This is a genomic window from Mycobacterium neumannii, from assembly GCF_002245615.1.
In the GTDB taxonomy this organism is placed as follows: Bacteria; Actinomycetota; Actinomycetes; order Mycobacteriales; family Mycobacteriaceae; genus Mycobacterium; species Mycobacterium neumannii_A.
The window spans coordinates 1-8,448 of sequence record NZ_NKCO01000045.1 but is presented as its reverse complement, the minus strand read 5'-3'; the positions used below and the strand labels follow the sequence as shown (position 1 = coordinate 8,448).

The window sequence follows — 8,448 nt, the reverse complement described above, 5'->3', positions numbered from 1 at the left end:
AGAATGGTATACGGTACAGTCTGCGCCCCGCCCCCGGACACGGGGAGCACACAGACGACCTGCTCCGCGCGTGTGGATACGACGACGAGACGATCATGAACCTGAAGATCGACGGCGCCATCACCTGACCGCGGCGGTACCCCTCAGGACGAACGCGGAAAGTCAAACAGGTTGCGCGCGTTGGTTTCGGCGATCATGGCCACCTCGTCGTCGGGCACGTCGGCCAGAGCTTCGGCGGCGCGCTTGCGACAGTTCGGCCAGTTGGAATCCGAATGCGGGAAATCACTTTCGAGCATGATGCGGTCGATGCCGATCTTGTGCCGGCTCTCCACCCCGTGCTCGTCGTCGATGAAGCAGGTCCAGAAGTGCTGATGGAACAGCTCCGAGGGGCGGGCGTTGAAGTCGATGTCCTGGTAATAGCGGTGCCGCTCCCACGTGAAGTCTGTTCGTTCGAGCATGTAGGGGACCCAGCCGATGCCTCCCTCGGCGAGGGAGAACTTGAGGTTCTCAAACTGCTGGAGCTTGCCGGACAACAGCAGATCGACCGTCGTCCACCAGGAGTTCGTGGCGAACACGGCGATCGCCACCGCAAAGGGAGCCGCCTTGCTTTTCATCGTCTTGGCCGCGAACGGCGCGCCGGAAAACGAGAACCCAGGGACATAGCCGCCGGCGCCGAAGTGTAGCGATACCGGAAGGTTCGCATCGGAACACAGCTGCCACAACGGATCCCAGTGGTCGGTGTGGAACGAGGGAAGTCCGAAGACGGATGTGGTGTCGGGGAACGAGAGGGTCCGCGCCCCCTTCGAGATCAGGCGTTCGGCTTCGGTTACGGTCGCGCCGATGTCCCAGAACGGCACCATCCCCAGCGGGATGTATCGGTCTGGCGCCGTGGCGCACCATTCGTCGATGTAGAAGTCGTTCCACGCCTGGATGCACAGCCGCGCAAGCTCTTTGTCCTTGCCGCGGAAGAAGGTGCTTCCCGCGAAGCCGGGAAAAGAGGGAAAGCACAGGGCGGCATGGACACCGTCGACGTCCATGTCCTTGACCCGCATCGCGGGGTCGTAGCAGCCGGGGATCATGTCCTCGTAGCGCACGGGGTCCACACCCCACTGCTCGCGCGGCTTACCGGCCACGGCGTTGAGTCCGATGGTGGGGAACCGCTCGCCGTTGTAGTGCCACAGTTGGCTGCCGTTGACGTCTCTGATCTGCGGTGCGTCCTCGTGCCAGCGCGCGGGCAGACGGTCCAGCCACACGCGGGGGTGCTCGACCAGATGGTCGTCGACGGAGATGATCTGGTGCTGTTCCTGTAGCGGCATCGCATCCTCCTGATGCCGGCGTCGACGACAGGTCCACGTCCGTCGTGACGGCGACTGGCTCAAATATACCTATGTTTGGATGGCACACAAGCTCTCCGGGTCACGCGGAGTACGCTGAATGTCCGAGTATTCAGGCGTGCATGCGGGCGAGGCGGTACCAGGGATGACAGTTGACGACTGCCGGGCCGACGGTCCCCGCCAGGAGCTGGTTGCCCGGATCCGGCGCGGCAAGCTTTCGCTGGGCATCGCCCAGGACATCGTTCGGCGGATCGCGCTGGACCAGTTGTCTGCTGGGAGCCCGCTTCCCACCGAACAGGCGATGGCCGCCGAGTTCGGTGTCGGGCGGGCCTCGATCCGGGAAGCCCTGCGGGTGTTGGAACTACAGGGAATCGTCGAGATCCGCCGCGGCAACGGCGGCGGCCCCGTCGTCGGCAACCGCGGGCCGCAACGCTTCGGTGAGACGATGACGATGCACCTGCAGTTGGCCCACGCCACGATGCGCGACGTCAACGAGGCGATGATCTATCTCGAGCCGCTCACGGCCGAACGGGCCGCACTGCGTGTTCGTGACGGCTCGGCCGATCCGCACATCGTCGCGCAGATGGTCGAGGAGAGCCGGCGCGGCATGGCCCGGGTGACGGAGCAAGATTTGTCCAGCCACGACTACGTCGACTCCGGCAGCCGCTTCCACCTCGTCGTCCGGGACATCTGCCCGAACCCGGCGCTCGACCTGCTCACCGAGTCGGTGAGCCACATCTTCTCGAGCCGCACGGCCCAAGGTGGCGCCAACCTCTTCAGCGACATGACACGGACCCGCCTGCACTTCGACCACATCCGCATCGCCGATGCGATCGAAGCCGGCGATCCCGACACGGCGCGTGAACTGATGCGTGAGCACATGACCGTTGCGTCGCAGGCGATCTTCGAGGTCGCACCGGACCTGCCCGACAATCTCGTCGATTGGCAGTGACGGGTCTACCCACCGGCGGTCACCAGGCTTGTGCGGTCACAGGTTGCAGAAGCCGGCGTCGACGGGCAGGCATACCCCGGTGATATAGCGACCGCGCTCGGAGACCAGCCACGCCACGGCGTCGGCGACGTCTTCAGGCTGTAGGACGTTGACGCCGGGCAGGAGATTGCGAAGGTTCGCGAGCGGCCGCTCGGCGACGGTGGCGATCCAGCTGGCGAACGCGTCGTTGCGGGTCATGCCGGAGTCGACACCTGTTGGCAATATGGCGTTGACGCGGATATTGTGTGGCCCAAGCGCATTCGCGAATACACGCATCAACCCGAGGATGCCCGACTTCGCGGCGGTATAGCCGTCGAGGCCGCCCCAGCCGCCGGTGAAACCTTTGACCGCGGCCGTCGAACTGGTCAGCACCACCGCCCCGGGCCGGCCGGCCTCGACGAGTGCCGGGGTGGTCGCCTTCACGGTGTTCCACACGCCGGCCAGCATGATGTCGATGGCGTCCTTGAACGCGCGGGATTCGTCGACGTCGGACGGATAGGCGCACCCACCCGCGTTGGCGATCACGATGTCGGCACAGTCGACGCCGAGGTCCTCGATCCCTGCCGAAAAGGCTTGCCGGACTTGGTCGAACTCGCGGACATCGGCAACCTGGAGGCTGGCGCGCCGCCCCGTCTTCTCCACTAGTCGGCACGTTTCCTCGAGTTCTGCCCGCGTACCCATGGGATAGGGAATGGTCTCGATATCGGCGCAGATGTCGACCGCGATCACGTCGAGGCCGTCAGCTGCCAGCCGCACGGCGTGGGCTCTCCCCTGCCCGCGCGCCGCCCCCGTGATCATCGCGACCCGCTGCGCGCCCGTCATCGGCCTCCGTGGCTCCCGAATGTTCGACTATTTGAATCAACGTACGGCGGGCGCGACTCCGCCGTCAAGCATTCCGTTCCGCGCTGGCTCTCCGCACCCGTCTCGGCCTCCCACGGCCATGTCGGTTTTCCGCCAGTCTTGTCGGTGGCGGCGTGTAATGGTGAAAGGCATGTACGACGATTTCGACCGCTGTTACCGGGCCGTCCAGTCCAAGGACGCCCGGTTCGACGGCTGGTTCGTCACCGCGGTGCTGACCACCGGGATCTACTGCCGGCCGAGCTGTCCGGTCCGCCCGCCGTACGCCCGCAATATGCGGTTCTATCCGACCGCTGCGGCTGCCCAGAAGGCCGGATTCCGCGCTTGCAAGCGGTGCCGACCCGACGCCTCGCCGGGTTCCCCGGAATGGAATGTCCGTGGCGACGTGGTTGCGCGAGCCATGCGGCTGATCGCCGATGGCATCGTCGACCGCGAAGGTGTCACCGGGCTGGCCGCCAAGCTGGGCTACACCACCCGCCAGGTCGAGCGCCTCCTGCAGGCGGAAGTCGGCGCCAATCCGCTCGCGCTGGCGCGCGCGCAGCGGTCGCAGACGGCACGGGTGCTCATCGAGACCACCCAATTGCCGTTCAGCGACGTCGCATTCGCATCAGGGTTCTCCAGCATCCGCCAGTTCAACGACACCGTCCGAACGGTGTACGACCTACCTCCCACCGCCTTGCGCCATCGCGCGCGAACACGCATGGGCCGAAGCGAGGACGGTGCCGGCGCCATATCCCTACGGCTGCCGGTCCGCACCCCGTTCGCATACGAGGGGTTGTTCGGGCACCTGGCAGCCAGTGCGGTGCCGGGCGTCGAGGAGGTGCGCGACGGCGCCTATCGCCGCACCATGCGCCTGCCCAACGGGAACGGGATCGTCTGTCTCACACCGCAGCCGGACCATGTGCAGTGCCGCGTCGCGCTCGACGACTTCCGCGACCTCGCCACGGCCATCGCCCGCTGCCGACGGTTGCTCGACCTCGATGCGGACCCCGAGGCGGTCGTCGACGCGCTCGGCGCCGACGCCGACTTGAGTGCCTTAGTCGCCAAGGCTCCCGGGCAGCGCATCCCACGCACCGTCGACGAACAGGAACTGGCCGTACGAGCGGTGCTCGGCCAACAGGTGTCGGTGAATGCGGCGCGCACGCATGCCGGCCGGCTCGCGTCGGCGTACGGTCAACCCATCACCGATGTGATCGGTGGTCTGACGCACGTTTTTCCGACCGCCGAGCATCTCGCGGAGATCGACCCCGCCCATTTGGCCTTCCCGAAGTCCAGACAACGGTCCCTGGCATCGCTGATCCGCGCACTGGCCGACGGAGACGTGGTACTGGATGCCGGCTGCGACTGGAACAGCGCGCGTGGGCAGCTGCAGGCGTTGCCCGGCATCGGCCCGTGGACCGCGGAGATCATCGCCATGCGGGGGTTGGGAGACCCCGACGCGTTCCCGGTCACCGATCTCGGCGTGCGAATGGCGGCCGAACAGCTGGGCCTGCCCGCCGAGGCACGGTCGCTCACCGAGCGCAGCACCCGCTGGCGACCGTGGCGGTCATACGTGACGCAGCACCTGTGGACCGCGCTCGATCATGCGGTCAACGACTGGCCTCCGAAAGCGAACGGCTCGGTCTAGCTCCGCACGAGACGGTCGAGCCACTCTCGCAGCAGTGCGGCTTCGGTGGGGCTGAGGGTCTTCGTATCAGCCGACTCCAGCAGAGATTTCAGGGCGATGGCGCGCGTGGCGATACGGGTGTCGCCGAACGGGTCGTCGAAACCTTCGGTCGTGATGGCCGCCAGTATTGCTTCTCGCGTCGCATGCGACAGCCCGGGGTCACGGTCCTCGGGTAGTTGCGAGATCAGCGTGAACGCGACACCGCGACAGGCCGAATGCATCATCTCCGCGGCACGGTCGACATCGACGCGAAGGCGGCCGGCTTCGGCGATGCGCTGCATCAGATAGCGCAGGATCGCGTCACCCTCGACCACTGCCTTGGGTCTGGCGTTGGGCCGCGGGTCTCCATACAGCACCGCGTAGACGTGTGGATTACGCACGCCGAAGTCGATATGTGAATCCCACCCGCCTCGCAGGTCTTCGATCGGATCGTCGGTCAGGCGTCGACTTCGCTTCTCAGTGAGGTACTCGACCATGCCGAGGCTGGCGGCATCGTCAATCAGTTGCCGCATATCACCGAAGTGCCGATAAATCGTGGGCGGCTGCACCGCCGCGGCGGCACTGACGCTGCGCGTCGTGACCGCATCGCGGCCCTCCCTCGTCAGAAGGTCGGCGGCCGCTCGAAGGATGCGCTCTCGCGGCCCGAGTTCGGTTTTCTGCACGTTATCGACGATAGCACTTTCAGAGTTCTACTGATAACATCAGCGATATCACTAGTTCGATACCATCGATAACGGATCGGAGCGCCGAGCTATGGAACCGACGGACACCGGACGAGACACCGGAAGCGGAGGCATAGGCGCCGCGACTCGAGTGTCACGACGGTCGATGCTTTCCGCGGTCGCGGCCGCAGGCGTCGGCGCGGCCGGCGTCGCAGGCATCGCGACAGCGACCATCGGTGACGATCGACGTTCGAACGGCATGTCGGCCCTCGTCACGGGCTCGTCGCGCGGCATCGGTGCGGCGACGGCACGACGGCTGGCGGGCGACGGCTATGCCGTCACCGTCAACTGCGTGGTTAACCGCCACCTGGCCGCCGAGGTGGTCCGCGGCATCGAGTCGGACGGTGGACGCGCGATCTGGGTCCAGGCCGACGTCAGTGATCCCGTGTCGGTCCGCCGTTTGTTCGACGAACATGAACAAGCCTTCAGCGGAGTCGATGTCGTCGTCGCCAACGCCGGGATCATGCGCCTCTCACCCTTCGCCCAGATGAGTGACGGCGACTTCGATCGGATGTTCGCCGTCAACGCCAAAGGCAGCTTCAACACGCTGCGCGAAGCGGCCCGCCGAATCCGCGACGGCGGGCGGATCGTGACGCTTTCCTCGAGCATCACTCAGTTGCGGACCTCCACCTACGGGCCGTACGCCGCAACGAAGATGGCCCAGGACATGTTTGCCGCGGTCCTAGCCAAAGAGCTTGCGGGACGACGAATTTCGGTCAACGCGCTGGCGCCCGGCGTCGTCAATACCAGCTTGTTCACCGACGGTAAGAGCGCTGATCAGATCGCGGGCTTCACGCAGCGCACGCCGCACCAACGGTTGGGAGAACCATCCGATATCGCCGACGTCGTCTCGGCGCTCTGCAGCAACGATGGCGGCTGGGTCAACGGCCAGACCGTCTTCGCCAACGGCGGCATCGTATGAGGAAGGAAAAGCGCAATGCGAACACCGATTGTCTCCACCATGGCCGCGGCGGCGCTGCTCTCGGCGGTCGGCCTGGCCGGCGTCGCGCAGTCCGCGCCGTCGGGTCCCGGCACCGCCATTGACACCATCCGCAACCTCGAGAGCCAGGGTAAGAGGGTGATCGTCAACCGCGTGGGCACAGCGCCACTGTCACACTGCAACGTGAGCAGCGTGGCCGAAGGACACGACGTCACGGTGCGTGATCCCGTCGGTACCACCGGTTCTCAGGAGCGCATCCGCTACAGCACGGTCTACGTCACGGTTCGGTGCTGACCGCCTCTGGCGGCTGAGATACCTACAGCTCGCTGATCGTGCGACCGCAGGCCGTTAGCTGTGTCCGATCAGTCCCGCTTGGCTTCGTAGCGCAGCAGGACCGTGCCGCACCCGAAGGTGAGGTTCTCCAACAGCCGCAACGAGGTCCAGGACGGCAGTGTCGGAAAGAATGGAGTTCCGCCGCCCACAGCGGTGGGCGCCAACACGAGCCGATACTCGTCCACCAGGCCGGCTTGCACGATCGGTGCGGCCAGCGTCGCACCGGCGACCTCCAAATTGCCGTCGGTTTCGGCTTTCACCTTTGTCACCACCTCAACGGGGTCGCCGCGCTCCAGGCGCGAGTTCCAGTCAACGGACTCCAGGGTGCGAGAGAACACGACCTTGGGCATATCCCGCCAGATCTGGGCGTAATCGACGATCAACGGTGTCGCGTCCGGTGCCTCGTCGGCGGTCGGCCAGTACGCTGACATCAGTTCGTAGAGCCGCCGCCCGTAGAACGACAAGGCGGTCTGCCGCTCGAAGTCGTTCCAGTACTGGTGCAGTTCTTCACTCGGATCGGACCAGTCGATGCTGCCGTGCGCGTCCGCGATGTACCCGTCCACCGACACGTTGAAGCCATAAATGAGTCTGCCCACGACGATCAGACTGCACCGGAGGGCAGAAGTCATCGCGATGCCACACCGTGTCGTCCTGGCGCCGCGAGCACTCGCGACGACGATGTCGGATTTCCGCCAGCTTGAGCCGTGGACACGTGCCATCGTGGGATGTGCACGACATCCACAGTGAGCTGACCACGACGGGGTTGGCCGCTTCGGCGAGAACCGGTGACCAGCATCGGCGGTCGCATGCCAGACGGACGGTGGCTGCCAAAGGAGAAGCGATGGAAGCCATACACTTTCGCGTTATCGACAGCCCGGTCGGTCCGCTTACCCTTGCGGGCAAGGACACGCGGCTGAGGCACCTACGGATGGTCGCCCAGACGTATGAGCCCAGTCGCGAAGGCTGGATTGCCGACGATGGCGCCTTTCCCGAGGCTGTCGGACAGCTCGAGGCCTACTTCGCCGGTGAGCTCACCGAATTCGACTTGGAGCTCGACATGGTCGGTACGGCGTTTCAACGAAAGGTGTGGGCGGCGCTGCTGACAATTCCCTACGGTGAGACGCGGTCGTACGGTGAGATCGCCCGCCAGATCGGAGCCGTGGGTGCATTCCGTGCGGTCGGTCTGGCCAACGGGCACAACCCGATCGGCATCATCGTGCCGTGCCATCGGGTCATCGGGGCCAACGGCAGCCTGACCGGATACGGCGGCGGCCTCGACCGTAAAAGGGCGCTGCTCGACATGGAGAAGAGTCGTGTCTCTCCGGCGTTGACGTTGTTCGACTGAATCGGCCGACACGGCCACGGCAATCAACACGGCAATTAGCGCGCGGGGCGCCACTCCGAATTCAGAGCGCCGGTAATGATACGTGCCGTACAAATGCCTGTGGCCCCCAATCGAATTGGGGGCCACAGGGCTTAATTTGTGTTCGGCGGTGTCCTACTTTTCCGCCCGGGTGGGGCAGTATCATTGGCGCTGGCAGGCTTAGCTTCCGGGTTCGGGATGGGTCCGGGCGTTTCCCTGTCGCTATTGACCGCCGTAACTT

Annotated in this window: 9 protein-coding genes and 1 rRNA gene; 5 read left to right on the top strand and 5 right to left on the bottom strand. The window is 65.4% G+C overall.

Going from position 1 to position 8,448, the window contains the following annotated elements; genetic code table 11:
* Nucleotides 1-143: 143 nt before the first annotated feature.
* Nucleotides 144-1,316, bottom strand: a complete 1,173-nt coding sequence (locus tag CEX88_RS25590) for an amidohydrolase family protein (RefSeq protein WP_094295616.1) — start codon at nt 1,314-1,316, stop codon at nt 144-146.
* Between the two features lie 163 nt (nt 1,317-1,479).
* Between CEX88_RS25590 and CEX88_RS25585 the strand changes: the two genes are divergently transcribed.
* Nucleotides 1,480-2,286: a FadR/GntR family transcriptional regulator gene (locus CEX88_RS25585; protein WP_202931658.1), complete on the top strand. Its 807-nt coding sequence runs from the start codon at nt 1,480-1,482 to the stop codon at nt 2,284-2,286.
* 36 nt (nt 2,287-2,322) lie between these two features.
* Here CEX88_RS25585 and CEX88_RS25580 read toward each other — a convergent pair whose 3' ends face one another.
* On the bottom strand, nt 2,323-3,147 hold the full coding sequence (locus CEX88_RS25580; protein WP_094295614.1) for a mycofactocin-coupled SDR family oxidoreductase: 825 nt from the start codon (nt 3,145-3,147) through the stop codon (nt 2,323-2,325).
* Between the two features lie 169 nt (nt 3,148-3,316).
* Here CEX88_RS25580 and CEX88_RS25575 point away from each other — a divergent pair, with 169 nt between their 5' ends.
* On the top strand, nt 3,317-4,810 hold the full coding sequence (locus tag CEX88_RS25575) for a DNA-3-methyladenine glycosylase 2 family protein (protein WP_202931657.1): 1,494 nt from the start codon (nt 3,317-3,319) through the stop codon (nt 4,808-4,810).
* Here the strand turns inward: CEX88_RS25575 and CEX88_RS25570 are convergent.
* Nucleotides 4,807-5,511, bottom strand: a complete 705-nt coding sequence (locus CEX88_RS25570; RefSeq protein ID WP_094295612.1) for a TetR/AcrR family transcriptional regulator — start codon at nt 5,509-5,511, stop codon at nt 4,807-4,809. The genes CEX88_RS25575 and CEX88_RS25570 overlap by 4 nt on opposite strands.
* 166 nt (nt 5,512-5,677) lie before the next feature.
* On the opposite strand from CEX88_RS25570, the gene CEX88_RS25565 reads away from it, so the two are divergent.
* A complete protein-coding gene (locus tag CEX88_RS25565) occupies nt 5,678-6,493 on the top strand; it encodes an SDR family oxidoreductase (RefSeq protein ID WP_094295617.1) in 816 nt (271 codons plus the stop codon).
* 15 nt (nt 6,494-6,508) lie between these two features.
* Nucleotides 6,509-6,805 (top strand): hypothetical protein, encoded by a 297-nt coding sequence (locus tag CEX88_RS25560; RefSeq protein WP_066843438.1) that lies wholly within the window; start codon nt 6,509-6,511, stop codon nt 6,803-6,805.
* Between the two features lie 68 nt (nt 6,806-6,873).
* On the opposite strand, the gene CEX88_RS25555 is transcribed toward CEX88_RS25560, so the two are convergent.
* Nucleotides 6,874-7,440, bottom strand: coding sequence for a dihydrofolate reductase family protein (locus tag CEX88_RS25555; RefSeq protein ID WP_066843435.1), 567 nt, complete (start codon nt 7,438-7,440; stop codon nt 6,874-6,876).
* Between the two features lie 245 nt (nt 7,441-7,685).
* Between CEX88_RS25555 and CEX88_RS25550 the strand changes: the two genes are divergently transcribed.
* Nucleotides 7,686-8,189: a methylated-DNA--[protein]-cysteine S-methyltransferase gene (locus CEX88_RS25550; protein ID WP_066843432.1), complete on the top strand. Its 504-nt coding sequence runs from the start codon at nt 7,686-7,688 to the stop codon at nt 8,187-8,189.
* 140 nt (nt 8,190-8,329) lie between these two features.
* Here the strand turns inward: CEX88_RS25550 and rrf are convergent.
* Nucleotides 8,330-8,444 (bottom strand): 5S ribosomal RNA (rrf, locus tag CEX88_RS25545).
* Nucleotides 8,445-8,448 lie beyond the last annotated feature (4 nt).

Bases quoted from the DNA above. Each gene is read 5' to 3' on its own strand.
- CEX88_RS25575 (WP_202931657.1), top strand. From the start codon at position 3,317: ATGTACGACGATTTCGACCGCTGTTACCGGGCCGTCCAGTCCAAGGAC.
- CEX88_RS25590 (WP_094295616.1), bottom strand. From the start codon at position 1,316: ATGCCGCTACAGGAACAGCACCAGATCATCTCCGTCGACGACCATCTG.
- CEX88_RS25560 (WP_066843438.1), top strand. From the start codon at position 6,509: ATGCGAACACCGATTGTCTCCACCATGGCCGCGGCGGCGCTGCTCTCG.
- CEX88_RS25565 (WP_094295617.1), top strand. From the start codon at position 5,678: ATGCTTTCCGCGGTCGCGGCCGCAGGCGTCGGCGCGGCCGGCGTCGCA.
- CEX88_RS25550 (WP_066843432.1), top strand. From the start codon at position 7,686: ATGGAAGCCATACACTTTCGCGTTATCGACAGCCCGGTCGGTCCGCTT.
- CEX88_RS25580 (WP_094295614.1), bottom strand. From the start codon at position 3,147: ATGACGGGCGCGCAGCGGGTCGCGATGATCACGGGGGCGGCGCGCGGG.
- CEX88_RS25585 (WP_202931658.1), top strand. From the start codon at position 1,480: ATGACAGTTGACGACTGCCGGGCCGACGGTCCCCGCCAGGAGCTGGTT.